Here is a 23,590-nt window from a genome sequence, read left to right on the forward strand (position 1 = left end):
GGCGCGCGACCAGATGATCCGACAGGCCATATCCAGGCTGTTTCGCTGGGCCGGCATCGCCGCCGCGAGCGCGCTGACGGCGTGGTTTGTCTGGCGGCTGGTCTTGGCAGACTGGTCCTCCCTGCCAGCCGAACTACCGCCCATTCTGCTGGTTGCGGCTCCCGCACTGGCGCTGGTTTACGCGTGCCTCGGCCTGTTGCTCGCCTTTGCGTGGTCATGGCTGGCGGGTGCGTTCACGGGCGAGGACCATGGGCAGGTCCGCCTGCACGCGACCACGCAGGTCATGAAATACCTTCCGGGAAACGTATTCCACCTCGCCGGCCGCCACGGTTTCGCGAAGCGCCAGGGGGCCTCGCACCGGGCGCTGGTCCTTGCCGCTCTAGCCGAGGCTGGGCTCCTCGTTTTTTCAGCCGGAATCGTCGCCATGCTGGCGCTGCCTTACCTGTCCGGGCTGATCGCCCTGCCGCCGGCAATCTGGATGACGGCCGGCGCATGCATGCTGACTGGCCTTGCACTTGTCCTTGCGTGGCAGCGTGACCGTGTCGGCGGAATACTGCGGAAGCTGAAATCGGCCCGACAGCCGCTTATGGGTGCCGGGCTCGCTTACCTTGTCTTTTTCGCCGCGAGCGGACTCATTGGGTACGTCTTGTTTGCGCTTATCGCGGGCGACAATGCCAGCGGATACCTTGCGGCCACCATGGGTGCCATGGCGCTGGCCTGGCTGGCCGGCTTCCTTACGCCGGGCGCGCCAGCGGGGCTTGGGGTTCGCGAAAGCGTTCTCCTGATCATTCTCGCTCCGGGCGCCGGTGAGGCTAGCATACTCGCCCTGGCCGCACTGTTCAGGATTGTCACCGTGCTGGGCGACGGCTTGCTCGCCCTCGGCGCTGCCGCGTTCGTCAAGCCCGCTGTGGGCAATGGTGATCGCTTGCATGGCCGGGCTTCAGGATTGGGGACGCCATCATGACGCTCACGCACACGATGAGCCGTGAAATCGGCCAGTCGCAGTCGCGCGCGGTGCCGATAGAGGCCTGGCTGGTCTGGGTCCTCGCCTTTGCGGCCTTTTCAGCCTTCCTGCCGCGCGATGTCAGCTATGATGTGGCCCACTACCAGATCCATAATGGCTGGGCGCTGCTCAACGACCGTATCCATCATGACTTCGCGCCGGCGGACATGCACAGCTTCATCAACCCGCCCTACAACGCTTTTGTCTGGTGGCTGATCGAGCGCCTGCCCGGCCCGCTCGTTAGCGCCGTCCTCGCGCTCCCGCAGGCGCTTATCCTGCCCGGGCTGTTCTATCTGACCCGCGCCATATCGACAGCGCTGACCGGGTCGGCCACGCGCAATGTCTGTCTTTTCATCGCCGCTATCGGCTTCCTGGCAGATGGCCATTTCTCGCTCTTTGCATCCATCCGGAATGATGCCTGGGGGGCGGCTGCCTTTATCGGCGCGCTCGCGCTCTCCGTTCGTGAAGACGGCTCGCTGGCCGGCTGGAAACGCCTGGCCGTGGCCAGCCTGATCATGGGCGCCGTGCTCGGCATGAAGGGGACGAACCTGCCCTATACGCTTGCCTTTGCGAGCTTCGTCCTGATCCTCGCCGGGGGACATGGCGCGCGCCTGAACGCGGCGTTGATCTGCGCAGCTGGCGGTTTCATATCGGCTGCCCTATTGACCGTTCCCTATGCGTGGATCCTCTGGACCGAGTTCGCGAACCCGGTCTTTCCGATGGCCAACGGACTGTTTGACAGTCCGCTGGGACCGGACGCCTATGACGCCTATGCCCGCCGCAAGCCGGATGGCCTGCTCGGCCTGCTGGTCTTTCCATTCGTCTTTACATTCAATTCCGAGATCATTGGCTCGACCGATCTCGACGATGTGCGCCTCCTCCTGGGATATGTCAGCGCCATCGCCCTGCTTGGCCTCCTTGCCCGCAACCGCTTGAACAAGTCCGCCAGACCCGGTGCACGGCTGGTCCTCGCGCTGGCCGCAGCCTTCCTCATTGGCCTCTTCGCCTGGATGCAGGCCTTCTCGGTGTTGCGCTACTACATTGCCGGCTGGATGCTTGGGCCCGTCCTCGTCTTCGCACTCGTCCTGTTTCTGACGCGCGAAGCGGTGGTCTCTCATCGCCTGCGCATGCTGGGCCTGGCCGCCGCCGTCCCGCTACTTGCCTTCACGGGGCCGATGGACCTTCGCCGCGCCGCCTGGAGCGACTTCGGCGAGCCTTATGTGTCGGCAGACATTCCAGGTCCGGAGCGGTTCGAAGACGCCTTCATCCTGTTCACGGGTGACGATCCGAGCGCCTTCCTCGCCACCCAGTTCCCGGCCTCGGCCACTTTCGGCCATGCTGTCATGCAGGATTATTTCAGGCCGGCATTGGAAAACTACCGTCCGCTCCTGCGCGACGCGCTGTGGGCCTCGGACCGGCCGGTCTATGCCGTGATGTTCGAACGCAAGGGCGAAACCGGCCGCGAGCGGATGCTGAGCCGGCTCGCCATGCGCGAAAACCTGATCGGCCGGAGCGAAACCTGCGAGCGAATCCCGACGAATTTCGAGGCAAATGACGGCCTGTGGCTGGTCTGCCCCCTTGAGCGCGGAGACGAAGCCGCTAAGCCCTGAAGCCTGAACAGCTGACAGGAGGCGGCGCTGCCTGAGAACAAGGCTTCAATTCCGATCCGGTCTTTCGGTCGCACAGGCGGACGGCCGCTTTCTGCACGCCAGCAGCGCCTGATTGATGAGCGCCTGCCGGCGCTGGCAATCCCGGAGACAGGTGACCCGCTCGCCGCCTTTCCGGCGCGGCCCGATCGTCTCTGGCTGGAAATCGGCTTTGGCGGGGGTGAGCATGTTGCCGCGCAGGCAGAAGCCAACCCGGATGTCGGCTACCTGGCGTGTGAAGTCTTTGTTGAAGGGGTTGCGAAGTGCCTGACGGCTGTAGAGGAAAAGGGCCTTTCAAATGTCCGCTTCTGGACCGAGGATGCCCGCCAGCTCATCGATCGGCTGCCTGATAGCTGCCTCGACCGTGTCTTTATCCTTTTCCCGGACCCATGGCCGAAGAAAAAGCATCATAAGCGGCGCATCATCCAGCCAGACTTCCTCGACAGCCTCGCCCGCATCATGAAGCCAGGCGCACACCTCCGGTTTGCAACCGATGTTCGCTCCTATGCCGACGAGGCGCTGCAGAAGATCTTGGCTCACGGCCAGTTCGACTGGCTCGCCGAGAAAGCCGACGACTGGCGCCGCCCGCCGACAGACCATGTCCGCACGCGCTACGAGTCCAAGAATCTGGGCGACATCGCACCTGTGTTCTACGAGTTCTCGCTAAAATCTTCATAAATCTTCGGTTGATCTGACGGGTGGTCCGGCTAAAGCACGCGTAGCCACACTCGTGACGGAGACAAGTTTTGAAGCGTTTTTTCGCCATCGTTGCCTGCCTGTTGGCCGCATCGTTGGCATCGGCCCAATCACTCTATGTCGACAATGCAATCACGCGTCACCAGCGTGCCATGTCGGGAGGAACGGTGGCCGAGCGCGTTGCTGCCGCCAATGAACTCGGCCAGGCCATCATACAGAATGACTGGCGTCCGGATGCCGTCCTCAGGGCTTATGAAGCTAGACAGACGCTTTGCGTTTATGCTGCGTGCCAAGGCGCGGGTCCGATAGCGAAGTTTGCGGCCGACCGTCCGGTGCCTCAAGACCTTCTCTCCACATCAGATGTCGGTTTGCTCAAAACATATTCCGATTGGATGAACTCGGGCACCCCACAGACCCGCGCGGCTTTGGACGAGGCTCTGACCGCGTCTGCAAGCGTACGCGCTACACCGCTTAGCGTTATCGCTTTCCAGACGCGCTACACAGAAGACTCCAATGCCGGCGATTGGGCCGCCGCCGCCGTTTCTGCCGCTGAGGCCGCACAGCATTTTGCGCCCAACAGATCGGTTATCGGTGAACGTTGGAGCGATGCCGTTCTGGCCGCTACGACAGCGCACTTCAACCACGCCCCCAACCCAGATGCCATTCTGAGGTTGGCCACCCACACAGTCGAGCTTGTCGAGCTCGAACGGACGTTGGGAACACGCCCCGAATGGTTAGAGAAACACGCCTATACGACCCGGGCCTGGCAAGAGGCGATGTCGGCTTACTACCGGTCTGCATCCGCGTACAATGGGAACGGCAACCGCTATGCAGTGTCCGGACCATCGGTCGACCAGATCGCCGAAGAGGCAGATGCCATTCTCGCCAATGCGGGCAAGTCCGATCTCGTTCCGGATTTCTGGGCCAGCGAAGATAGCAATGGCCTGCCCTTCTGCGATGGCAAACTGAGCGAAAATCCGGACATACGTTTCCCGCGAAACGCTGGCCGTGCCGGCACGTTCGGGTCGGTCATCATGCGGATTTCGATCGATGATCTCGACGTCACCGATGTTGAGGTCCTAGCGGCTGTACCCGCAGAAACGTTTGAGAAACCAGCCTTGAAGGCGGTCCGGAAAAAGAAATGGATTGTCGAGAACGGCACACCCGGCGTTACCTGCAGCACAAGCCAGAAAGACATGATGGCCGTCGTCTGGTTCTTGATCCGATAGAAGCAACCCGCCTGCAATCTCGATTGCCGCAGCGTCCCGCTTCTGGCATAATAGAATTTATCGAATACCGGTCGGTCTGAATGCAAGACCCCGTCGGACCGACGGACTGACTTCCTTCCCCCGTATTTCGAGACCCTTCGTGACCGTCCGCGCGGTGCGGGTCCGGCACGGGGAGAAGACTGGAGTAGCCACTATGGCAACCGGAAAAGTGAAATGGTTCAACGACCAGAAGGGTTACGGGTTCATCCGTCCCGATGCTGGTGGTTCGGACGTGTTCGTACACATCTCGGCGGTTGAAAAGTCGGGCATGCGGACTCTGGCGGAAGATGCGCCGATCCAGTACGAGCTGCACACCGACGAACGCCGCGGCAAGACCTCGGCTGTGGACCTGAAACTTCTCTAGACATCGACGGCGTCTGATACTATCTAGGCGCCAAGTCGAAAAATATCGGCGGCGGGTCCGGCAACGGGTCCGCCGCTTTCTTTTGTCCCGGAGATTTCTCGGAATTGATCGCGCTCACGCAGCAGGAAAAGACCATTCTCTCCCTGATCGAGCCCGTTGCAGACGGTCTCGGCATGGAGATCGTGCGCGTACGCCTGATGGGCGGCCGGCGTCCGACCCTGCAGGTCATGGCCGAGAAAGCGGGCGGTGCGCCGACCGATGTGGAGGACTGCGCCGACCTTTCGAAAGCGATTTCCCCGGTGCTGGAAGCTGCTGATCCGATCAGTGACCCCTACCGGCTCGAAGTGTCGACGCCGGGTATCGACCGCCCGCTGACACGCGAAGGCGATTTCGGCCGCTGGGCCGGCCACCTTGCCAAAATCGAGCTGGCCATGCCGATCGAGGGCCGACGCCGCTTCCAGGGTGTGATACAGAGAGAAGACGAAAACGGCGTTGCGATCGAGCTGGATGATGAAAGCGAACTGGTCGCCAGGGTCGATGAGATGTCCAAGGCGAGCCTTGTGCTCACGGACGCGCTGATCGATGCCGCAAAAGCCAGCGGCGGCCTGCCGCCGCAGCCGGACGACGAAAATTTCTCCGGTCTCGAAATCGATGAGACCGAAGACGATGACAATAATGAAGAAGAAAGTGGAGCAACGAGATGAGTGCAGTCGGCGTATCAGCCAACCGGCTGGAAATCCTGCAGATTGCCAAGGCGGTTGCCGAGGAAAAGGCGATTGATCGAAAGATCGTCATCGAAGCCATGCAGGAAGCCATCGAGAAGGCCGCCAAGTCGCGCTATGGCCAGGAGCATGACATCCGTGCCCTGATCGATGCCGACACTGGCGAGCAGACGCTGTGGCGCATCCAGACTGTCGTTGCGGACGAAGACATCGAGGATCCGGCCCAGCAGGTCACCCTGACCGATGCCAAGAAGATCGATCCGAACCTCGAAATCGGCGACGAGATCAAGGAAGAGCTCCCGCCCTTCGATTTCGGCCGCGTGGCCGCGCAGACGGCCAAGCAGGTCATCATGCAGAAGGTGCGCGATGCCGAGCGCGAGCGCCAGTACAACGAGTACAAGGACCGTGTCGGCGAGATCATCAACGGCATCGTCAAGCGCGTCGAGTACGGCCATGTGATCGTCGATCTCGGCCGCGCCGAGGGTATTATCCGCCGCAATGACGGCATCCCTCGCGAAAACTTCCAGCCGAATGACCGCGTTCGCGCCTATCTCTACAAGGTTTCCCGCGAGACCAAGGGGCCGCAGATCTTCCTGTCGCGCGCCCATCCCGACTTCATGGTCAAGCTGTTCGCGCAGGAAGTCCCGGAAGTCTATGATGGCGTAATCGAGATCCGCGCCTGTGCCCGCGACCCGGGTTCGCGCGCCAAGATCGGCGTGATTTCCAATGACAGCTCGATCGATCCGGTCGGCGCCTGTGTCGGTATGCGCGGTGCGCGCGTGCAGGCCGTTGTCGGCGAACTCTCGGGTGAGAAGATCGATATCATTCCGTGGAACTATGATGCGGCGACCTTTATCGTGAATGCGCTGCAGCCGGCCGAGGTTTCCAAGGTCGTGCTCGACGAGGATGAGCAACGGGTCGAGGTTGTCGTGGCCGACGACCAGTTCCCGCTCGCCATTGGCCGCCGCGGCCAAAACGTCCGTCTCGCCTCGCAGCTGACGGGCTGGCAGATCGACCTCGTCACCGAGACGGCCGATTCCGAGCGTTACCAGAAGGACTTCCAGGCCCGTACAGAGCTCTTCATGCAGGCGCTCGACGCCGACGAGACGCTCGCCCAGCTGCTCGCTTCTGAAGGCTTCGAGAGCGTCGAGGAAATCGCCTATGTCGCGCCTGAGGACTTTATCTCGATCGAAGGCTTCGACCTTGAAGTCGCTAACGAGATCCAGGAGCGTGCCCGCGAATACCTCGAGAAACTGGCCGCTGAACAGGATGCCCGCCGCAAGGAACTGGGTGTCGAGGACAGCGTGCTTGAGCTCGAAGGCATGAATGTCGGTTTCGCCGTCAAGTTCGGCGAGAATGACGTGCTGAGCGTCGAGGATGTTGCTGGCCTGGTGCCGGACGATATTACCGGCTGGCGCGAGCCGGGCCCTGATGGCAAGCCAGTCTTCCAGCCGGGCATCCTGAAGAAGGGTGAGATGCGCAAGGATGAGGCACAGCTTCTGATCATGCGCGCCCGGGTTGCTGCTGGCTGGATCGAGCCGGAAACGCTCGAACAGCTGGAAGCCGAAATGGCCGCTGAAGCGGCTGGCGAAGCGCCAGACCTGTCGGAAGAAGAACGAGCCCTGATGGCGCTCGGCGAAATCGGCAAGGCCAGCGAAGAGCAGGAAGAGCTTGCCGAGGAAGAACTGATCTTCGACCTCGATGCTCTGGCCGCTGAAGACGTTTCTTCAGAGGACGGCGATGATGCCGACTCGAAAGAATGAGCCTGCCCAGCGCCTGACGGCGCGCAAGGAAAGGACCACTGGCGATGGCCCCCATCGCCAGTGCGTCGTTACGCGTGAAAGCCTCCCGCAGGACGCGCTGATCCGTTTCGTCCGGTCTCCGGACGGGATCGCGGTGCCAGATGTGTCGGGAAAACTTCCCGGCCGTGGCGCATGGGTCACAGCCCGGCGCGACACCATCGCCGAAGCGGTAAAAAAGGGCGCCTTTTCGCGCGCCTTTAAGATGAGGACTGAACCGGCCGACGATCTCGCCGGCCTGATTGAGCGCCAGCTCGCCAAACGCTGTATCGGCCTTTTGGGCATGGCAAAGAAGGCCGGTGAAGCGATCATTGGATTCGACCAGGTTCGTGACTATTTAAGGAAAGAAGCGCCCGGTTACCTCATTGAGGCAGCCGATGGCAGCGAAGATGGCCGCAACAAGGTTCATTTTCTCGCCAAGGCGCTGTATGACACTCCCAGAACAGCAGGCGCGCTGACGTCTGCTGAATTGGGCATGGCCTTTGGCAGGGAGCGTGTGATACATGCCCTGCTTCAGGAAGGCCCGCTGTCGGACTCGTTTGATGCAGCCTACAAGAGGCTGACAGGCTTTCGGGCAGCACCGGAACGTGACTGGTTCTCCGGTCGGATTGGGTAAGAAAAACGGTAGGGGATGGCCCCTGCCGGCAAAAACGCAGATATACGGAGTCGCATGAGCGATACGAAAGACAAAGGCAATACGGGCGGGCGCAAGCCTCTCACGGTCTCCCGCGGGTCGAGCGGCACGGTGAAGCAAAGCTTCAGCCATGGCCGGTCGAAGCAGGTGATTGTGCAGACGAAGAAGCGCCGTGTCGTCGGCCCCGGCGGCGCCGGGCAGACCGGTGGCAACAAGCCGCCGGCCTCTGGATCCGGTGCGTCCTCTTCCGGCGGCAAACAGCCATCGAAGCTTGCCGAAGCCGCCAAGAAGCTTGGCATCACGGAAGAAGAACTGATTGCGCGGCAGAAAGTGCTGCTGCAACGCCGTGAAGCCGAACAGCAGCGCGAAGCCGAGAAAAAGCGCCAGGAAGCTGCGCGCGAACGCCTCTTGTCCGAACAGGAACGCAAGGTCCAGGAAGACAAGGAGCGCGAAGAGGCCGAGGCTCGCCGCAAGGCTGAGGAAGAAGAACGCAAGGCCAAGGAAGAGGCCGAAGCCAAGAAGAAGACTGAGCGCCCCCGCGATGATCGCGGTGGTCGCGCCGCCCCGGCACCGGCCGGCGCCCCGGACATTCCCCTGCCCGACCCGAGCCAGGCTCGCGGCGGCAGCAAGAAGTCCCGCAAGGGCCGCCAGAATGATCGCGATTTCGATGATGGCGGTTCCGGCGGCAAAGGCGGCGGCAACAAGCGTCGCAAGGGCAAGCTGACCATTGCCAGCGCCCTCGGCGATGACGGCGATCGTCAGCGTTCCCTCGCATCCGTGAAGCGCGCCCGTGAACGTGAGCGTGAGCGCCGTCAGGGCGGCGAACAGCAGGAGAAGGTCTCCCGCGAAGTTACGCTGCCGGAATCGATCACGCTTCAGGATCTTGCCCAGCGCATGAACGAGCGCGTTGCGGACGTCGTGAAGTACATGATGCGCCAAGGCGAGATGATGCGCGCCAATGACATCATCGATGCCGATACGGCTGAACTGATTGCCGAGGAATTCGGCCATACGGTGAAACGCGTTTCGGAATCCGATGTCGAAATCGGCCTCGAAGGCGATGAGGATGATCCGAAGGACATGAAGCCGCGGGCACCGATCGTGACCGTCATGGGCCATGTCGACCACGGCAAGACCTCGCTGCTTGACGCGCTGCGCTCGACTGATGTTGTTGCCGGCGAAGCCGGCGGGATTACCCAGCATATCGGCGCCTATCAGGTGCAGCTGGAATCGGGCGACAAGATCACCTTCCTCGACACGCCTGGCCACGCCGCCTTCTCGGCGATGCGGGCGCGCGGCGCCAATGTCACCGATATCGTGATCCTCGTGGTTGCGGCCGATGACGGTGTGATGCCGCAGACGATCGAGGCGATCAAACATGCCAAGGCGGCCGAAGTGCCGATCATCGTGGCGGTCAACAAGTGTGACAAGCCCGATGCCGATCCGGACAAGGTCCTGACCGAACTGCTGCAGCACGACATCCAGGTAGAGGCCATGGGCGGTGAAGTGCAGGCCGTGAAGGTTTCTGCGACTGCCCGCACCGGCCTCGACGAGCTGACCGAAGCCATTTCGCTTCAGGCCGAGCTCCTCGAGCTCAAGGCCAATCCGGATCGTCCGGCCGACGGTATCGTTGTCGAATCGCAGCTCGACAAGGGCCGCGGGCCTGTTGCCACCGTGCTGATCAATCGCGGTACGCTGCAGCGCGGCGAGATCGTGGTTGCCGGCAAGCAGTGGGGCAAGGTTCGCGCGCTGATCAATGAGCGCGGCCAGCAGCTGAAGGATGCCGGACCGGCCGTTCCGGTCGAGATCCTCGGCCTCGACGGAGCACCCGAGCCCGGCGACATGTTCAATGTCGTCGACAGCGAAGCGCGCGCCCGCGAGATCACCGACTACCGCAACCGGATGGAACGCCAGAAGACCGGCGTCGCCTCCGCCCGCGCCTCGCTCGAGTCGCTCATGAACTCGATGAAGGATGACAAGGAAGTCTCCGAACTGCCGCTGGTGGTGAAGGCAGACGTCCAGGGCTCCGTCGAGGCGATCAAGCAGTCGGTCGAGGGCATTTCGACCGACGAAGTCCGCGCGAACGTCATCTACGGCGCTGCCGGCGGTATTTCGGAAAGCGACATCCTGCTCGCCAAGTCCTCGAACGCACCGGTCTTTGCCTTCAACGTCCGCGCCAACAAGCAGGCGCGCGAACTGGCTGAGAAGGAAGGCGTGGAGATCCGTTATTACTCGGTGATCTACAATCTCATTGACGATGTGAAAGACACGCTTTCGGGCATGCTCGCACCGGAGAAGCGCGAGAGCTTCATCGGCTATGCGGATATCCTCGAAGTCTTCAACATCACCAAGGTCGGTAAGGTTGCGGGCTGTAAGGTCACCGAAGGCGTGGTCAAGCGCGGCTGCGGTGTGCGCCTGCTGCGCGACGATGTGGTGATCCACGAGGGCAAGCTGAAAACGCTGAAGCGCTTCAAGGACGAAGTGCCGGAAGTGACCTCCGGCATGGAGTGCGGCATGGCCTTCGAGAAGTACGAAGACATCCGCGAAGGCGACAAGATCGAGTGCTTCGAGGTCGAGATTGTCGAGCGCAAGCTGGACTAAGGCACCTCTACCCAAACGAGAAAAAAATGCAGAAAGCCGGGAGTTTTCCCGGCTTTTTTCGTCTGCGGTTAAACTTCTGTTGCGATGGTCCTTTCCAGCCATGCAACCCTTCATGCCCAAACCCGTCGCAGCTAATGATACCGCGCCGGTCTACCGCGTGAGCGGGCGGCTGCGCGAGAAGGATACCAAGCGCCTTGTCAGCGAAACCCGCTCATCGCGGATCGGCCCGACCGCGCTTTACTATGCCGGTGTCACGGCGCCGGTGATCTCGGCCGGGATGGCGCTGGTGGCGCGCAACACGCTCGATTCCACGCCGGTGAGCGACTACTGGGTCTGGTTCGGCTCCTCCCTGATGGCCGCGATGGCGGGGATTGTGTGGTACCTCATCTTCATGCGCTGGTCCTACCGCCACCGCTCAGGCCGGGCGGGCGAGACCAGCGCTGAAACAGAGATTGACCTGACCCCGGAAGGCCTGCACATCATCAGGGGCGCGGTCGACACCCGCATCGCCTGGTCGGCCGTGAAAACCGTGCGCACCCGCCGCAGCTACACGCTGATCCTGTTTGAGGGTGCCAATCCGCTGATCGTGCCGGACACCTGGTTCGGCAAGGACAGGAACGCGGCGCGCGCATTCAAGATGCGGCTGAAGCAAGGAGCCTCCCATGGCGCGCAATCGACGGAAACCGGACCCGGCCAGCCTTGAGCCGTCCCAGCGCCAGCTGCGCGCGGGCGAACTGGTCCGCCACGCCCTCACCGAAATCTTCATGCGCGAGGAATTCCGCGACCCCGCCCTTCAGGGCGTGAACGTCACGATCGGCGAAGTGCGCACCTCGCCGGACCTGAAGCACGCCCATGTCTTCTGCTCCCCGCTCGGCGAGACCGATCCGGCCGCCCAGGACGAGCTGGCCAAGGCGCTGAACCGGGCCGCGCCCTATATTCGCGGCCAGCTCGGCAAGCGGATCGACATGAAGTTCACCCCGCAGCTGCACTTCATCGCCGACCATTCCTATGATGACGGCGCCTATATGGACGCCATCTTCAACCGCCCGGAAGTCCGCCGCGACCTGGACTGAAGCAGCGCGCACGCCGACGCGCCCGCGCCCACGCGTGCAGGCCGGATAGTGTCTAGGCCGGTTGGAAGAGGCCGGGCCCCGCCCGGGCCCAGGCCAGCTCGCGGACCATATCGCCCAGTTCGCTCGCCCGGCTCCCATCGGGATCGTCCTCACGGCGAAGGCCCGGCGGATAACCGGGCCGAAGATTGTGCAGGCGCGGGCGTTTCGAGCGCGATAGCTTGTCCAGCCAGCGGGCGAGCCGCCGCGCCGCCCGGCGCCGGTTCTTCATCACCCCGTGCAGCGCCACGATCCGCCGCACAAGCTTCAGGGATGAAGGCGGCCGGGGCCCTGCGCTCGCGCCCCATCCTGCCTTGTTTGCAGCAGGGGGCGGCAGTTCCGTGCCGCCATCGAGCGGCGGGATATATTCGAACAGGCTGAAGCCCGGCATGCGAGGCTTTCTGGTTTGATCCCCGCTTCGCGATGGATCGCGCTCAAAGAGTGTGTGCTTTTGATCCCCGCTTCGCGATGGATCGCGCTCAGGGCTGCAGCCCGGCCCATGTGAGACCGAAGGTCGAGACGGGGCCAGTTCAAACGCCATCACGCCGAGCAGGCGGCGGGTGAGGGCTTCGGCTGTCTGGACGAGGCGCAGCACCTCGCCCCGGAACGGGGCCGGAAAGAGTCCAATGGCGGTATGAAAAGAGTCTGATTCCAGTCTGGCGAGCAGGCCGGTCAGGCCCGGCAGCAGGGCCAGCAGCTGCGCCACCCGCGCCCAGCCCCGCTCAAGGACGGCCTTGCTGCTCTGATCGGACACCTCGGTCATGGGCGGGGATTATGGGGATGGTTGGAAGGGTGTGGGAAAATCGAACGAAAATCCCACCGTCATCCCGGACGCAAAGCGATCCGGGACCCAGCGCCAAACTTGCTGGACTTTTATAGCTAGGCCGCCGCTTGCGCGGGTGACAGAAGCCCGCAGCCTCTCGCGAGACCGAACTGAAGTTGAAGAGAATCACCTATAATGACCTAGGCGACAGGCTGGCGGAGATAGGTGTTGATGAAAAAGAGGCGAACATTCGCAACAAGCTCAGCCTGGGCAAGTTCACAGCGGCGTTCCTGTTGCAATGTCTAGAGGCCGTTGGCTCATCCTCATTGTTATTGGATGCGTGGTTTGTTTCCTGATCGCATCGAAATATCTGCCGCTACTGGACAGTCCAATTCCCGATCACGGGCAAGCCGAAAGTCAGCAGGCAAATCAAAAAGCTACCCCGAAGGACGAGCGCCCCGCGGATACCTTCACGGCGTTGGAAGGCTCTCGCGCAAAATACGGCCCAAGCAACACCGAGAAGAACAGCGATACCCAATCGAATGATCATCTCTTTCTTGGCGATGGTTGGGCGCAATGGGCCATGGTTGGGGTCAGCCTCGCCGCTCTGATAGTGAGCGTTTGGGCTGTGTACCTGTTGCAGAGAACCCTCAAGGCCACCCGCCAGACAATCACCAAGGCTGATGACGCAAATCGTGCAGCTCAAGACGCGGTCGCCGTTACTCGTGAGATCGGGCAGGCTCAGATTCGGCCTTACCTCACTTACGAATTGGGCGAACTCGTAACCACTGAAGGGAACAGCAAGCTCGAACTTGTTCTGACCGTAGAGAATTGCGGGCAAAGCCCAGCCCGCTTTTTTTGCGCTAAAAAAGTTGCGGTCTTGGTGGCCTCGCTTGGTGAGACTGTCGAGCACTTCTGGCATACCAGCGCCGCAGATCACCACTGGGTTTTGATGCCTGGGCTTAAGGCGGGTGGGGAAAAGCTCATTTCCATAAATCTTAGGCTTCAACCCAAAGAGGTTGCAAAAATCGCTGAGTGGAAGCGTTCCGGCAAAAATTTTATGGTGAATGTCTCCGGCATTTTCACTTGGAAAACACCGTTTGGAGAAGATTCCCAACCGTTCACATTCAACCAAGTGGGAAAAGGGTCTAAGGGTAACTTCATCTACGACATGATCACTGTAGACCACGTTGAATCTATGTGGCGAGCTTCCGCCAACAACTACGGAATAAACCGAGACAGCCAGCGCAACGACTAGCCCCGAATCACGGGGGCCACCCGGCACCGATGGTGCGCTTGCTACATCAGTCCGAAATTCTGCAGGAATTCCCGCCGTCGATCCGGCTGGCCGCAGGTCAGGCCGGGACTCAGCCTACACTTTTTGGATCCCGGATCGCTGCGCGTCCGGGATGAAGTTGACCGGGCCGAGAAAAACGCGACGCTACCCCACCCGGACAGCCACGCCGTCCATGCGGACCACGGCTGGCGAGATGATCAGGTCTTCTACGCTCACCATGCAATAGCGCACGGGGCTGCGGCCCGGGGCGCCGAGGAGCTGGCAGAGTTCGAAGGCTTGCGGGCGCAGCAGGTGTGCGGCGAGCAGCGGGTCGGCCTCGATCAGCGCATCGAGTTCAAGCGCACCGAGATGGTGCCAGTAGGCTTCGGCGCTGCCGGGCCGTGGCCCGTCTTCGGCAAGGTCTGCGAGCGCTTCCTCGCGCCAGCTGGCGAACCAGTCACCTGTCAGGCGAAGGAATACCGGTGTGTGCATGGCGCAGGAATAGAAGAGCGGCACGTGCCCCTCACCTTCCCAATGCTGCATCTGGCCGAAATTCATGTCCGGCGGCGCAATGGCCGCGCGCGGCACGGGGATCATGTCCTCCCCGTCGACAATCACGAATTCCGGACCTCCCCCTTCAGAACACATAGTCGTCCCCTCCCGCCTCAAGTGAATGCGTCAAGGGCGGTTCGCGTCAAGCGGGAAACGCAGTTTTCTGTTAACAATCTGCAGTAGCTATTGCAGCCCTCGCCTTCGCCGGATCATTCCACCGGGCGGCGGGAATCGAGCAGGTCCTTTTCACCGGTCTGGGCGCGCTCTTCCTCGACCTTTTCAGAGATGTGCTCGTCGGGCCGCACATCGAGAACCTCGCCTTCGGCCGCCTTGTCGGGCACGGGCACCGGTTTCGGGCGGGCCGGGGGCTCGGCCGGCTTGCCGGGCAGGCTGACAGGCGCCCCGCCCTGGTCGAAGCGGAGGCGGTAGATCGGCTCCGGCAGGGTGAAGCCTGCGGTTTCCAGCGCGTCCTTGGCGGCCCGGATGGCGAGCGAGCGGGCCTTCATGAACTCGCTCTCGGTCTGGTCCACCCAGGCGAAGAAGCGCAGCACGATATTGCTGTCGCCGACCGTCTCGATGATGGCATCGGGCTTCGGGTCACTGAGCACGAAGTCGAGCGCGCTGATCGCGGCGATCCCGGTCGCCATGGCGGCAATCGGGTCGTCTCCGGCATCGACGCCGAGGGCGAAATCGAAGCGGCGCTCGGGATTGCGGGTGTAGTTGAGGATGATCGCCTTGAAGACGGTGGCATTGGGAATGCGCAGATGGTTGCCATCGAGCGTCATCAGGATCGTGGCGCGGGATGTCAGGCGCACGACTTTGCCTTCATGCTCGTTGATCAGGACATGGTCATTGGCGCGGAAGGGCTGTCGCAGGCTGAGCATGATGGAGGAGATGTAGTTCTCCACCGTGTCCCGGACCGCGAAACCGATGGCAAGGCCAATGACGCCCGCACCGCCGAGGATGGCGCCCATCAGCGCGGTCGCGCCGACCAGGTTCAGCGCGGTGACGAGGCCGACCACGATCGCGACAAAGCGGAAGGCCTGGGCGACGATCTCGGCGAGGAAGGGGTTCGGCGTCATCCGCCGCCAGAGGCCCGACCAGGCGGCGAGGAGGTGGCCGATAAAGGCGATGACGAGGAAGACCGCAATGGCGAGCCCGACCAGCGGCAAGGCTTCCCAGCCGCGCTGCACGCTCGTTTCCAGGCTCTCGATGGCCGGGGACAGCGAGGTGTCGATGGACAGGTCGCGGGTGATGCGCTCCTGCACGGTGACGACGCCTTCCAGCCGCTCGGCTATGGCGGCGGCGCGGGCAGCATCGGCCTGGCTGGTGACGGTGCCGGACAGCGTGACGACGCCCTGCTCGACGCTCGCCTCTATGCCGGACAGCCCGTCGATCTGGTCGTAGATGCCGGAAAGGCGCGCCTCGATGGCGGCGTCATTGGCGGACTCTGTGACGATGGGCGCCTCGTCTGCGGGCGCTGGGGCCTCCTGCGCATGCACGAGGCCGGCCGCCAGGGCAGAGAAACATAAAAGGGCGGCAAGGAGCATCCGGACCATGACGAGCCCATAACACGTCCGGAAGCGTTCGTGTTCCCCCTTCTTGCGAAACGTGGGCCTTGCGACTCGCCGTCCGTCAGGCCACAAGGCTCGGCCATGAGCGGATTACTCACCCTGATTGCCCTCGGCTTCTCGCTGTCGGTCGATGCCTTCGCCGCCGCCCTCGCCAAGGGCGCGTCGATGAAGCGCGTCACGGCGGGCGATGCGCTGCGCATCGGCGCGGTGTTTGGCGGCATGGAAGCGCTGATGCCGGTCATCGGCTTCCTTGTCGGCCTCGCCATGGCGAGCCTCGTCGCGCCGGTCGATCACTGGATCGCCTTCGTGCTGCTGCTCGGGGTCGGCCTGCACATGCTGTACGAAGCCGCCAGCGGCAGCGTCGAAACGCATGAGGAGAATGTCGAGATCGCCGCGCCGGGCCTTGGCAGCGAGGGGCCGGCCTGGATCCGGCTGGTGCTGGCGGCGCTCGCGACCAGTATCGATGCGCTGGTGGTCGGGGTCTCGCTCGCCATGATGGGCGTGAACATCATCACCGCCGTGATCGTGATCGGTGTTGTGACCACCCTCATGGCGGCTCTCGGCGCGCTGATCGGCAAGCAGGCGGGTGTCTGGCTCGGGCGCTATGCCGAAGCGGTGGGCGGTGTGGTGCTGATCACCATTGGCGCGCTGATCCTCTGGCAGCACCTGTCGAACGGGATTTGACGGTTGACGCTGCACCCGCGCGCCACTAGCTCCGGCGCCTGATCTTTCTCATCCGCTTCGCCCGGCGTTCGATCCGCCGGCGGCAGCAAAGGAGGCCAGCTTGGCACGCAATCGCAAGAAGAAGGGCCTGCCCGTTCATGGCTGGCTGAATGTCGACAAGCCCGTGGACGTGACCTCGACCCAGGTGGTCGGCATCCTGAAGCGGCTGTTCAACGCCCAGAAGGCCGGTCATGGCGGCACGCTGGATCCGCTGGCGGACGGTATCCTGCCGATTGCCTTCGGCGAGGCGACCAAGACCGTGCAGTGGGCGATGGACGCCGACAAGGAATATGTCTTCACCATCGAATGGGGCCGCTCGACCGATACGCTGGACGGCGAGGGCGAGGTGATCTCGACCTCCGATACCCGCCCCGAGCGCGCGGCCATCGAGCAGGCGCTGGAGCGTTTCGAGGGCGAGATCGCGCAGATCCCGCCGAAATATTCCGCCATAAAGGTCGATGGCGAGCGCGCCTATGATCTCGCCCGCGACGGGGAGAGTTTCGAGATCCCGTCCCGCCAGGTCGTCGTGCATGAGGCGCGCCTGATCGAGATGCCGGACGCCGACCATGCCGTCTTCCATATCCGGTCCGGCAAGGGCTTCTATGTCCGCGCGCTGGCCCGCGACCTTGCCGCCGCGCTCGGCTGCGACGGCCACGTCTCGAAGCTGCGCCGCATCCGGGTCGGCGTGATGCATGAGGATGAGGCGATTGCGCTGGACGCGCTGGAGGCGATGGACCGCGAGGCCTTGCTTGAGCTGCTGCTGCCGGTTGAGGAAGTGCTCGAGGATGTGCCGGATGTCGAGATTTCAGACGAGGACGCTGCCGCCATCCGCCAGGGCCGCGAGGTGATGCTGATGCCGCATGTCGTCGAGCGCTGGCGGGCGGAGAAGAACCCCGATCCGGAGGACCGGCTCGCCCTCGCCATGGCCGGGGAGACCGCCGTCGCCATGGGCGAAATCCGCGCCGGCCGCTTCCAGCCGGTCAGGGTTTTCCAGCTTTAGGCCGCAGGCGCGCGCTCGCAACGCAACAAAAAAGGCTGCCCCTTCTCACGTGGGCAGCCTTTTCCGTGTCAGGGCTATCTGATGGGGTCGAGGATAGCCTCGGGTTTTCGCCATGGGCTCAGGCGAAACGGTGTCCGCGGTAGACGAGATGGCGGGTGCCGGTCTCGATCTCCACAGGGTGCGTGCCGTCATGGGCGACACCGCGGTATACAAGGTGCGGCTTGCGCATCTGGTCTGCCAGCGTCTGGCGGGCCTGAGGGGCGTCTTTCACTACATGGCCGCGATAGATCAGCTTGGTCATCTTCACTCTCCTTCGGCTTTTTTGCCGGCCTTTCGGGGCCGGTTCGCCTCGTCTGTTACGCTGAAGATATGTAAGATGTGTAAGTTTGTCAACATGTATATTTTACGCATTTGCGTAACTTGCGATTCTGTGGGATTGAGAGGGCTCCAGGCGCCCAGATTTGCCGCGCCCGGCAGGGCCATCCCCCGGCCCGGACAAGCGTAAAAGCGTAGACAAGAAGAGACCGTCCCGATGGAAAAACTCGACCAGCGAATCCAGCTTGTCGCCTCCAGTGAATTCTCGAAAACCGTCGATGAGTGGCGCCGCGGCCAGTCGGACCTGCCATCGCGTTCAGAAGCCATCCGCCGCCTGGTCGATCTCGGCCTGCGCTATGAAAGGGAACACCCGATGCACATGATCACCGCCGTCATCCGCCCGCACAAATATGACGACCTGCGCGAGGCGCTGCTGCAGCTGGGCGTCGAGGGCATCACGGTGACACAGGTGAAGGGCTTCGGCCGCCAGCGCGGCCAGACCGAATTCTATCGCGGGGCAGAGTACACCACGACGGAAGTGCCGAAGCTGCGGCTCGAAATCGCCGTCTCCAGCGCGATCATGAACCAGGTGATCGACACCATCCAGTCGGTCGCCTCGACCGGCAAGGTCGGCGACGGCAAGCTGTTCGTCCACACGCTCGACCAGGTTGTGCGCATTCGCACCGGCGAGAAGGACGAACTGGCAATCGGGTAGGCTGGCTCCACCCCGACCCTCCCCAGCGGGGAGGGGGATGAGGTTGCACCCGGCTGAGCTGTCTGCACCCCCTCCCGCCTGGGGAGGGTCGGGGTGGGGCTCTATGTGCGCGCCAGATAGACGGTCTGGGTGAAGGGCTTGTCCTGCAGCGGATTGTGGAAGGTGACCGGCTCGCTCCAGGCGTTGCTAAAAACCTTCGCCATGCGGGCCACGAAAGCCTCGTCCGCACGCGCATCGGACCACAGACCCATCAGGCCGCCGGGCTTCAGGTGGCGGGCGAGGCGCGCAAAGCCCTCTTCAGAGTAGAAACTGCCGCTGCGCTGATCGAGCAGCCAGTCCGGCGTGTGGTCGATGTCGATCAGGATCGCATCCTGCGGCCCGCCGAAGCCTTCATCAGAGGCGGCCAGCGCAAAGAAGTCGCCTTCAACGACGCGGCACCTCCTGTCGGCGGCGAGCGGCGGATCGAGCGGAACGAGGCGTTTCTCGTGCCACTCGATGACAGGGGCGAGCAGCTCGACCACCTGCAGCCGACCAACGCGCGCATCCTCCAGCACGGTGGCTGCGGTATAGCCAAGGCCGAGCCCGCCAACCACGACATCCCAGCCCTCTGCCGGCGCCTCGCCTAGCGCCGCAAGACCGAGCTGCGCCAGCGCCACCTCGGACGCGGTAAACAGGCTCGACATCAGATGCTCGTCACCGAGCAGGACTTCCCAGACATCCTTATCGAGCGACAGGATGCGCCGCCGGCGCAGGCTGACGGCCCCTATATCGGTGACCTGATAGTCGAGTTCTTCGAAAAGTTTGGACATTGTGCGGGTGTAAAGGGATTTCGGCGCGAACGGAAACCGTGTGTCCAGACATCGCCCCCTCCCTGACCCTCCCCCGAGGGGAGGGAACGCTGACGGCAACCTCGCGCGATGATTGCTGCCTGCGCACCCTCCCCGCTTGCGGGGAGGGCTGGGGTGGGGTGAAGCCTGGTCTGGACCACACCTTTCACCACACCCTGCCCCTTCCCTTTTGGGGCATTCTGTGCGATGTGCGCCCCCTTGAGGCGAGCGTTCCGCTCTCTAGCCCGGCTGGACGACATCCCGGCCCTGGCTGAATGGCGCAACCCGTCTCACGAAACCCCGCCCATCACAGGCGAGACAGTGCAACCCGCCGCAAGGCGAAAACGAAAGTAATTGACGATGTCGATCACGGCAGAAAAGAAAACTGAACTGATCAAGAAATTCGCCCAGACCGAAGGCGATACCGGGTCTCCGGAAGTGCAGGTTGCGATCCTCACTGAGCGGATCAACAACCTCACCAACCACTTCCAGACCAACAAGAAAGACCACCATTCGCGCCGCGGCCTGCTCAACCTGGTCGCCACGCGCCGGAAACTCCTCGACTATCTCAAGAGGAAGAACGAGAGCCGCTATCAGGCGCTCATTGAAGAGCTGGGGATCCGCCGCTAGGCGCCCTGCCAATCTCAAGCCCGCCGGACATGGGGTCCTGGCGGGCTTTACGTATGAAGAGAAAGAAGACTTATGTTTGACAAGCAAACCGTGTCGCTGGAATGGGCCGGCCGCACGTTGACGATCGAGACGGGCCGTGTCGCTCGTCAGGCTGACGGGGCCGTCCTCGTCACTTATGGGGACACCACCGTCCTCGCGACAGCCACCTTCCGCAAGGAAGCCAAGCCGGGGCAGGATTTCTTCCCGCTCACGGTCAACTATCAGGAAAAATACTACGCATCGGGCCGCATCCCAGGCGGCTACTTCAAGCGTGAAGGCCGCCCGACCGAGAAAGAGACGCTGACGTCTCGCCTCATCGACCGCCCGATCCGCCCGCTTTTCGTCGATGGCTTCAAGAATGAAGTCCAGGTCGTTATCACGGCGATCTCCTACGACATGGAAAACGATCCGGACATTATCGGCATGATCGGCGCATCCGCCGCCCTCGTCCTGTCCGGGGCCCCGTTCATGGGCCCGATCGGCGCGGCCCGCGTCGGCTACAAGGACGGCCAGTACCTGATCAACCCGACCGAGCAGGACCTTGAAGAGTCAGAGCTGGACCTCGTCGTCGCCGGCACCAACGATGCCGTGATGATGGTCGAGTCCGAAGCCAAGGAGCTTCCGGAAGACGTGATGCTCGGCGCCGTCATGGCCGGCCATGAAGCGATGCAGCCGGTGATGGACGCCATCATCAAGCTCGCCGAGAAGGCCGCGAAGGAACCGTTCGAGTTTGACGCCGAAGACCTGTCGGGCGAACTCAAGCAGATTCAGGACCTTGTCGGTGCAGACCTCTCTGCCGCCTACAAGATCACCGAGAAGCTGGCCCGCCAGGAAGCTGTCGGCGCGGCCCGCGAGAAGGCTGCTGAAGCTCTCGTGGCGACGGAAGAGAAGCCCGACGGCATGGACGAGTCTGTGTTCAAGGCTGCCTTCAAGAAGGCCGAAGCCAAGGTTGTCCGCGGCGACATCATCAAGACCGGCAAGCGTATCGATGGCCGTTCGCTCGACCAGGTCCGCCCGATCGTTGCCGAAGCCGGCTTCCTGCCGCGCACGCATGGCTCTGCCCTGTTCACGCGCGGCGAGACGCAGGCCATCTGCGTTGCCACGCTCGGCACCTCCGACGATGAGCAGTTCATCGACGGCCTCGGTGGCACGCGGAAGGAAAAATTCCTCCTGCACTACAACTTCCCGCCCTATTCCGTCGGTGAGACCGGCCGCATGGGTGGCGCAGGCCGCCGCGAGATCGGCCACGGCAAGCTTGCCTGGCGTGCGCTGAGCGCCGTCCTGCCGGAAGCCGATCAGTTCCCCTACACCATCCGCCTTGTTTCGGAGATCACCGAGTCGAACGGCTCGTCCTCCATGGCGACGGTGTGCGGCTGCTCGCTGGCGATGATGGATGCAGGCGTGCCGATTTCGCGCCCGGTGTCTGGTATCGCAATGGGCCTGATCAAGGATGATGAAGGCGTTGCCGTCCTCTCCGACATCCTCGGTGACGAGGACCATCTCGGCGACATGGACTTCAAGGTCGCCGGGACCGAGAAAGGTGTCACCTCGCTGCAGATGGACATCAAGATCGCCGGCATCACCAAGGAGATCATGGAAACCGCTCTCGATCAGGCGAAAGGTGGCCGTGCCCATATCCTCAGTGAGATGAACAAGGCGCTGGCCGCTTCGCGCGGCGAGCTCTCGGCCAACGCACCGCAAATGGAAATCGTGAACATCCCGGTCGACAAGATCCGCGACGTGATCGGTTCCGGCGGCAAAACGATCCGCGACATCGTCGACACGACGGGCGCCAAGCTCAACGTGGAAGACGACGGCACGATCCAGATTTCGGCCCTCGACCGCGAATCCATCGATGCCGCCAAGAAGCGCATCCGCGAACTTACCGCTGAGCCGGAAGTCGGCGAGATCTATGAAGGCAAGATCGTCTCCATCAAGGATTTCGGCGCCTTCGTGAACTTCTTCGGTCCGAAGGACGGCCTGGTGCACGTCTCGCAGATGGCGGACGAGCGCGTCGGCCATCCCAAGGACATCGTCAAGGAAGGCGACACCGTGTGGGTCAAGCTGATGGGCTTCGACGATCGCGGCAAGGTCCGCCTGTCGATGAAGGCCGTCGACCAGGAGACCGGCAAGGACAAGGAAGCCGAAACGGCTGACGCGGACGCCGAATAGGCTCCACCTTCCACAAACACCGTCACGAAAGGGCCGCACATGCTGCGGCTCTTTTTTTTGTGGCCGCGAACGAGCTTCGAAGCCCCGTCAGCACACGGATTCAGCCAGAAATTTCATTTCGCATCCGGAACGGGAATTCGCCGGATCCCCAATAGTGGTGGACTCGCTCCGTATACGCATGAAAAATATGCTGCGCTGCAGCGCAAGATTTTAGTTGACACATAACTGTCACATTTCAAATGATGCAGTTATGTTACAGAAATATGACACTCTTCGCGCCTCGACGCTGCTGGCCATTGCGGTAGCAGGCGGCGCTTTCATGGCCGCGCCCGCCGCCGCCGAAACCCGCTGCGATCTCTCTGACGGATATGGCGACGACGTTGTCTCCTATGTCGAAGAAGTCCAGGCCTGCCTCGGCGCATCAGACGCCTTTTCCGCTGACCGCGAAACGGCCGTCTTCGAGAAGACCAATGCTGCCCGCGCCAAAGCCGGCCTCGAGCCGCTCGAACGCCGCGCCTCGCTGGACCAGGCTGCCCGCGCTCACGCCCTGGACATGGCAGCGCGCAACTATGCCGGCCACAGCGACCTTGAAGGCCGCGGCCATGTCTACCGGATGCGCGCGCTCGACCGTCAGGTCCTTGCCAGCGCAACCGGCGCGAATGTCGTCGTGCTGGGTGCCGATGCCAGCGCCGAGCACATCTATGAGGCGATCCGCTCCGACAAGGCCAACCGGGAAAACCTGACCCGCGAGCGTTTCAACGCAACCGGCCTCGGCGTCGCCGAGGGCAATGACCGCGTCTATGTCGTGCAGATGCTGACAACCGTCGATGGTGAGCTGGAAACGCCGCTCCCTTTGCAGATCGCGGGCGCAACCAGCTTCCAGCCCCGCATGAGTGAGGACTATTTCCGCACCGCCGGCTGGAACCTCACCGACGATGCCGGCAACCGGCTCGCCGGTGGCCAGATGATGCGCTTGACGGCTGAGAGCGTCGACCAGCCGGGCAATGCCTATCTGGACATCCTCGTCGAGCTGAACACCGACACCTACGTGCTGCGCGGCCCGATCGTCAGCCGCTAGGCCAGAAGACCCCGAGACGGGAGGAGGCTCCCGTCCACGAGCAAGGGGCGCTTTCCTGATGGAGAGCGCCCTTTGTTTTGTTTG

The 23,590-nt window shown here is 62.7% G+C and carries 24 protein-coding genes; 19 read left to right on the forward strand and 5 right to left on the reverse strand.

Translation table 11 applies throughout. The annotated features are described in order from the left end of the window. Positions 1–13: 13 nt before the first annotated feature. The 11 genes from D1227_RS01270 (at position 14) to rbfA (ending at position 11,806) form a co-directional block, all read left to right on the forward strand. Positions 14–964: a hypothetical protein gene (locus D1227_RS01270; RefSeq protein ID WP_119403503.1), complete on the forward strand. Its 951-nt coding sequence runs from the start codon at positions 14–16 to the stop codon at positions 962–964. Next, positions 961–2,613: a hypothetical protein gene (locus D1227_RS01275; protein WP_119403504.1), complete on the forward strand. Its 1,653-nt coding sequence runs from the start codon at positions 961–963 to the stop codon at positions 2,611–2,613. Before D1227_RS01270 ends, D1227_RS01275 begins: the two co-directional genes overlap by 4 nt. Before the next feature lie 201 nt (positions 2,614–2,814). Continuing rightward, positions 2,815–3,327 (forward strand): tRNA (guanosine(46)-N7)-methyltransferase TrmB, encoded by a 513-nt coding sequence (gene trmB / locus D1227_RS01280; RefSeq protein WP_233349561.1) that lies wholly within the window; start codon positions 2,815–2,817, stop codon positions 3,325–3,327. 68 nt (positions 3,328–3,395) lie between these two features. Then, a complete protein-coding gene (locus D1227_RS01285) occupies positions 3,396–4,574 on the forward strand; it encodes an energy transducer TonB (RefSeq protein WP_119403506.1) in 1,179 nt (392 codons plus the stop codon). A 193-nt stretch (positions 4,575–4,767) separates the two neighbouring features. Further along, positions 4,768–4,977, forward strand: a complete 210-nt coding sequence (locus tag D1227_RS01290) for a cold-shock protein (protein ID WP_119375402.1) — start codon at positions 4,768–4,770, stop codon at positions 4,975–4,977. A 104-nt stretch (positions 4,978–5,081) separates the two neighbouring features. Then, a complete protein-coding gene (gene rimP, locus D1227_RS01295) occupies positions 5,082–5,681 on the forward strand; it encodes a ribosome maturation factor RimP (RefSeq protein ID WP_119375403.1) in 600 nt (199 codons plus the stop codon). After that, complete coding sequence (nusA, locus tag D1227_RS01300) at positions 5,678–7,462, forward strand: transcription termination factor NusA (RefSeq protein ID WP_119375404.1); 1,785 nt, start codon at positions 5,678–5,680, stop codon at positions 7,460–7,462. The genes rimP and nusA overlap by 4 nt, the downstream gene beginning before the upstream one ends. Continuing rightward, entirely contained in the window at positions 7,443–8,114 is a 672-nt protein-coding gene (locus D1227_RS01305; RefSeq protein ID WP_233349505.1) for an RNA-binding protein, read from the forward strand. Before nusA ends, D1227_RS01305 begins: the two co-directional genes overlap by 20 nt. Before the next feature lie 54 nt (positions 8,115–8,168). Next, the gene (infB, locus tag D1227_RS01310; protein WP_119375406.1) at positions 8,169–10,733 is read left to right on the forward strand and encodes a translation initiation factor IF-2; all 2,565 of its coding nucleotides are present in this window, start codon (positions 8,169–8,171) and stop codon (positions 10,731–10,733) included. A gap of 112 nt (positions 10,734–10,845) precedes the next feature. Continuing rightward, on the forward strand, positions 10,846–11,436 hold the full coding sequence (locus tag D1227_RS01315) for a YcxB family protein (RefSeq protein WP_119403508.1): 591 nt from the start codon (positions 10,846–10,848) through the stop codon (positions 11,434–11,436). Next, on the forward strand, positions 11,396–11,806 hold the full coding sequence (gene rbfA / locus D1227_RS01320; protein ID WP_119375408.1) for a 30S ribosome-binding factor RbfA: 411 nt from the start codon (positions 11,396–11,398) through the stop codon (positions 11,804–11,806). The genes D1227_RS01315 and rbfA overlap by 41 nt, the downstream gene beginning before the upstream one ends. Positions 11,807–11,858: 52 nt before the next feature. Here the strand turns inward: rbfA and D1227_RS01325 are convergent, their stop codons facing one another. Then, positions 11,859–12,605 (reverse strand): hypothetical protein, encoded by a 747-nt coding sequence (locus D1227_RS01325; RefSeq protein ID WP_119403509.1) that lies wholly within the window; start codon positions 12,603–12,605, stop codon positions 11,859–11,861. Positions 12,606–12,781: 176 nt separating this feature from the next. Here D1227_RS01325 and D1227_RS20435 point away from each other — a divergent pair, with 176 nt between their 5' ends. Beyond that, complete coding sequence (locus D1227_RS20435; protein WP_411710414.1) at positions 12,782–12,961, forward strand: DUF6471 domain-containing protein; 180 nt, start codon at positions 12,782–12,784, stop codon at positions 12,959–12,961. Then, complete coding sequence (locus tag D1227_RS01335) at positions 12,904–13,863, forward strand: hypothetical protein (protein WP_147373244.1); 960 nt, start codon at positions 12,904–12,906, stop codon at positions 13,861–13,863. Before D1227_RS20435 ends, D1227_RS01335 begins: the two co-directional genes overlap by 58 nt. 183 nt (positions 13,864–14,046) lie before the next feature. Here D1227_RS01335 and D1227_RS01340 read toward each other — a convergent pair whose 3' ends face one another. Further along, a complete protein-coding gene (locus D1227_RS01340; protein ID WP_119403512.1) occupies positions 14,047–14,529 on the reverse strand; it encodes a hypothetical protein in 483 nt (160 codons plus the stop codon). Positions 14,530–14,642: 113 nt separating this feature from the next. Then, positions 14,643–15,992: a mechanosensitive ion channel family protein gene (locus tag D1227_RS01345; RefSeq protein ID WP_119403513.1), complete on the reverse strand. Its 1,350-nt coding sequence runs from the start codon at positions 15,990–15,992 to the stop codon at positions 14,643–14,645. Positions 15,993–16,088: 96 nt separating this feature from the next. Here D1227_RS01345 and D1227_RS01350 point away from each other — a divergent pair, with 96 nt between their 5' ends. Beyond that, the gene (locus D1227_RS01350; RefSeq protein WP_119403514.1) at positions 16,089–16,691 is read left to right on the forward strand and encodes a manganese efflux pump MntP; all 603 of its coding nucleotides are present in this window, start codon (positions 16,089–16,091) and stop codon (positions 16,689–16,691) included. A 100-nt stretch (positions 16,692–16,791) separates the two neighbouring features. Beyond that, positions 16,792–17,730 (forward strand): tRNA pseudouridine(55) synthase TruB, encoded by a 939-nt coding sequence (gene truB, locus D1227_RS01355; RefSeq protein ID WP_119403515.1) that lies wholly within the window; start codon positions 16,792–16,794, stop codon positions 17,728–17,730. Between the two features lie 118 nt (positions 17,731–17,848). Here truB and D1227_RS01360 read toward each other — a convergent pair whose 3' ends face one another. Continuing rightward, positions 17,849–18,031 carry a hypothetical protein gene (locus D1227_RS01360; protein WP_119403516.1) on the reverse strand — a complete coding sequence of 61 codons (183 nt, stop codon included), beginning with the start codon at positions 18,029–18,031 and terminating at the stop codon, positions 17,849–17,851. Positions 18,032–18,418: 387 nt separating this feature from the next. On the opposite strand from D1227_RS01360, the gene D1227_RS01365 reads away from it, so the two are divergent. After that, positions 18,419–18,760: a P-II family nitrogen regulator gene (locus D1227_RS01365; RefSeq protein ID WP_119376044.1), complete on the forward strand. Its 342-nt coding sequence runs from the start codon at positions 18,419–18,421 to the stop codon at positions 18,758–18,760. A gap of 101 nt (positions 18,761–18,861) precedes the next feature. Here D1227_RS01365 and D1227_RS01370 read toward each other — a convergent pair whose 3' ends face one another. Further along, positions 18,862–19,569 (reverse strand): polyamine aminopropyltransferase, encoded by a 708-nt coding sequence (locus tag D1227_RS01370; RefSeq protein ID WP_119403517.1) that lies wholly within the window; start codon positions 19,567–19,569, stop codon positions 18,862–18,864. 378 nt (positions 19,570–19,947) lie between these two features. Here D1227_RS01370 and rpsO point away from each other — a divergent pair, with 378 nt between their 5' ends. The 3 genes from rpsO to D1227_RS01385 all read left to right on the forward strand — a co-directional run bounded on the left by rpsO (position 19,948) and on the right by D1227_RS01385 (position 23,506). Next, entirely contained in the window at positions 19,948–20,217 is a 270-nt protein-coding gene (gene rpsO / locus D1227_RS01375; RefSeq protein WP_119375418.1) for a 30S ribosomal protein S15, read from the forward strand. Between the two features lie 72 nt (positions 20,218–20,289). Continuing rightward, positions 20,290–22,428 (forward strand): polyribonucleotide nucleotidyltransferase, encoded by a 2,139-nt coding sequence (gene pnp, locus D1227_RS01380; protein WP_119375419.1) that lies wholly within the window; start codon positions 20,290–20,292, stop codon positions 22,426–22,428. 250 nt (positions 22,429–22,678) lie between these two features. Next, positions 22,679–23,506 carry a CAP domain-containing protein gene (locus D1227_RS01385; RefSeq protein ID WP_119403518.1) on the forward strand — a complete coding sequence of 276 codons (828 nt, stop codon included), beginning with the start codon at positions 22,679–22,681 and terminating at the stop codon, positions 23,504–23,506. Positions 23,507–23,590: the final 84 nt, after the last annotated feature.

Origin of the sequence: Henriciella mobilis, from assembly GCF_003576315.1 — a bacterium.
In the GTDB taxonomy this organism is placed as follows: domain Bacteria; phylum Pseudomonadota; class Alphaproteobacteria; order Caulobacterales; family Hyphomonadaceae; genus Henriciella; species Henriciella mobilis.

Bases quoted from the DNA above. Each gene is read 5' to 3' on its own strand.
- D1227_RS01270 (WP_119403503.1), top strand. From the start codon at position 14: ATGATCCGACAGGCCATATCCAGGCTGTTTCGCTGGGCCGGCATCGCC.
- D1227_RS01275 (WP_119403504.1), top strand. From the start codon at position 961: ATGACGCTCACGCACACGATGAGCCGTGAAATCGGCCAGTCGCAGTCG.
- D1227_RS01290 (WP_119375402.1), top strand. From the start codon at position 4,768: ATGGCAACCGGAAAAGTGAAATGGTTCAACGACCAGAAGGGTTACGGG.
- nusA (WP_119375404.1), top strand. From the start codon at position 5,678: ATGAGTGCAGTCGGCGTATCAGCCAACCGGCTGGAAATCCTGCAGATT.
- D1227_RS01305 (WP_233349505.1), top strand. From the start codon at position 7,443: ATGCCGACTCGAAAGAATGAGCCTGCCCAGCGCCTGACGGCGCGCAAG.
- infB (WP_119375406.1), top strand. From the start codon at position 8,169: ATGAGCGATACGAAAGACAAAGGCAATACGGGCGGGCGCAAGCCTCTC.
- D1227_RS01315 (WP_119403508.1), top strand. From the start codon at position 10,846: ATGCCCAAACCCGTCGCAGCTAATGATACCGCGCCGGTCTACCGCGTG.
- rbfA (WP_119375408.1), top strand. From the start codon at position 11,396: ATGGCGCGCAATCGACGGAAACCGGACCCGGCCAGCCTTGAGCCGTCC.
- D1227_RS01325 (WP_119403509.1), bottom strand. From the start codon at position 12,605: ATGACCGAGGTGTCCGATCAGAGCAGCAAGGCCGTCCTTGAGCGGGGC.
- D1227_RS01335 (WP_147373244.1), top strand. From the start codon at position 12,904: ATGTCTAGAGGCCGTTGGCTCATCCTCATTGTTATTGGATGCGTGGTT.
- D1227_RS01340 (WP_119403512.1), bottom strand. From the start codon at position 14,529: ATGTGTTCTGAAGGGGGAGGTCCGGAATTCGTGATTGTCGACGGGGAG.
- D1227_RS01345 (WP_119403513.1), bottom strand. From the start codon at position 15,992: ATGGTCCGGATGCTCCTTGCCGCCCTTTTATGTTTCTCTGCCCTGGCG.
- D1227_RS01350 (WP_119403514.1), top strand. From the start codon at position 16,089: ATGAGCGGATTACTCACCCTGATTGCCCTCGGCTTCTCGCTGTCGGTC.
- D1227_RS01360 (WP_119403516.1), bottom strand. From the start codon at position 18,031: ATGACCAAGCTGATCTATCGCGGCCATGTAGTGAAAGACGCCCCTCAG.
- D1227_RS01365 (WP_119376044.1), top strand. From the start codon at position 18,419: ATGCACATGATCACCGCCGTCATCCGCCCGCACAAATATGACGACCTG.
- D1227_RS01370 (WP_119403517.1), bottom strand. From the start codon at position 19,569: ATGTCCAAACTTTTCGAAGAACTCGACTATCAGGTCACCGATATAGGG.
- rpsO (WP_119375418.1), top strand. From the start codon at position 19,948: ATGTCGATCACGGCAGAAAAGAAAACTGAACTGATCAAGAAATTCGCC.
- pnp (WP_119375419.1), top strand. From the start codon at position 20,290: ATGTTTGACAAGCAAACCGTGTCGCTGGAATGGGCCGGCCGCACGTTG.
- D1227_RS01385 (WP_119403518.1), top strand. From the start codon at position 22,679: ATGTTACAGAAATATGACACTCTTCGCGCCTCGACGCTGCTGGCCATT.